This is a genomic window from Geobacillus sp. Manikaran-105 (assembly GCF_002809955.1).
GTDB classification, from domain to species: domain Bacteria; phylum Bacillota; class Bacilli; order Bacillales; family Anoxybacillaceae; genus Geobacillus; species Geobacillus thermophilus.
Map to the genome: position 1 here is coordinate 1 of NZ_PIJG01000117.1, position 1,875 is coordinate 1,875.

General features: G+C 50.9%; 2 protein-coding genes and 1 pseudogene. All 3 read left to right on the forward strand.

Going from position 1 to position 1,875, the window contains the following annotated elements:
* Positions 1 to 153 precede the first annotated feature (153 nt).
* On the forward strand, positions 154 to 402 hold the full coding sequence (locus CV945_RS16735) for a hypothetical protein (RefSeq protein ID WP_100660192.1): 249 nt from the start codon (positions 154 to 156) through the stop codon (positions 400 to 402).
* A gap of 210 nt (positions 403 to 612) precedes the next feature.
* Entirely contained in the window at positions 613 to 1,407 is a 795-nt protein-coding gene (locus CV945_RS16740; protein ID WP_014195925.1) for a uroporphyrinogen-III synthase, read from the forward strand.
* A 171-nt stretch (positions 1,408 to 1,578) separates the two neighbouring features.
* Positions 1,579 to 1,680, forward strand: a pseudogene (locus tag CV945_RS16745) (pyruvate synthase alpha chain); the annotation flags it as partial.
* Between the last annotated feature and the right edge of the window lie 195 nt (positions 1,681 to 1,875).

Genomic DNA, 1,875 nt, shown 5'->3' on the forward strand with positions numbered 1-1,875 from the left:
GTCCTATTGAGCTGTTTGCGCCTACTCTTCATTATGGGAAGAAAAGGGGGATTTTCATGCCCGGGTGGAGAGCAAAAATTGCTCATGGAACTTTTCTGTCTTTTCCTTTTATAATCAATAAGTAGGAATGGGTGAGAAGGGGGAACAAGCGGAATGAACGAATTGTACCAACAACTTTCGGCGTGGATTGAAGAGAAGCAGCCGGTGCGCGTGCAAACGGAGCAGGGGGAGGCGGTCGTGCTGCCGGTCAAGCTGTATCAGGACACGCGCAAACTGTTTGTTTACAACCGGCAAATGCGGCTGATGAACATCCCGCTCGATCGGATCATTTCCGTCGAGCCGACGCGCATCATCGGTTCCTTTGACCGTCGGGGAGAAGAGGCCATGGTACATACTCGTTGAACGGAGGGCACGCGTCTTTGGGCGCGTGTTTTTTTGATGGTGGTCGGCTGTTTCTGCCTGCGGTCTGTTCTGTTGCGCTGGGCGCTATACCCAATGAAGGCGGCATTCGCGTTGCGATGTGCCAGGGAGCGGAATGGTTTTTTGTTGCATAGGCAAAGACCATCTTTTAGAATGGAAAGGACGAACGACTGACCATAAGGGGGAAGGGACATGCATGGCAAACGGATTGCCTTATGCGCGTCACGCAAACTGGACGAAATGACAACGCTTATTGAAAAGCAAGGAGGAACGGCCATCATTCGTCCGGCGCAAGGGACCGTCTTTTCAAAGGGAAGCGAACTGGGAGAGGAAATGCGAACCGTCATCGCCATGCGGCCGGACTGGATCGTATTTACGACGGGAATCGGCTTTGAGGCGCTGTTGGAAGCGGCCGACCGGGAGGGAATGGCTGCTCAATGGCATCGAACGATCAAGGAAGCGAACGTGGCTGCCCGCGGCTATAAAACGGTGACGGCGTTGAAACAAATCGGCGTCACCCCGGTGGCCGCAAGCGAGGACGGGACGACGAAAGGGTTGATTGCTGCTCTTTATGGGCACGACTTTGCGGAAAAAAACGTTGTTGTACAGCTGTACGGCGATACCGCGCCAGCCTTGAAGCAGTTTTTTCTTGAACAAGGCGCTTTGTATACGGAATTGTTGCCATACCGGCATATCGCTCCGGATGAGGAGACACTGGCGACATTGTATAAAGAAATCGTCGGGCGCGAAGTCGATGCCGTCTGTTTTACATCGGCGATGCAAGTCCGCTTTTTCTTTTCGTTCGCCCGCGAGAAAAAAGAGATCGCACCGCTGCTTGACGCGTTTCGCACCGATGTCGTGGCCTGCGCCGTTGGCAAAGTGACAAAAGAAGCATTGGAAGAAGAGGGAGTCGATCGCGTCATCGCCCCGGAACATGAGCGGATGGGAGCGATGATTGTGACGCTTGCCCGTTATTTTCAACAATAAGCCCTGTTGAGGGTTGTTTTATATCAATTGTCCAACCTGCTATATAAGAGATCATCTTTTTGTTAAATGTTTTATATTATGTGTTTCATCAAAAATGCTAAACTGTTTATTTTTTGTCACAGTTTTTCGAACATTTTCCGCTTATAATAAAACTGGGGATGTATTTTTCATATGAAAGGGCGGGGTGAGCATGAAACGAAGCTCATTCCAGCAGATGGCGAGCACGGTTCGGCGGGGATTTGCTACGGCGCGTCGCTCATGGGGGCGAGCGTGCTGTTTTTTTTTTGCGCTTGCCTGTCGGCGGTGTGATATGACTCACAACGATGGAGATGCTGCACACAGTATAATGGAAACAACGGACGGATCATAAAAAGGAGCATTCCCGTTAGGAGCTTTTCCGGGGACTTGATCAAAAAAAGCCCTCTTGGTATGATGCAGGGGTGTCAAACAATACCTACCATCATGCCA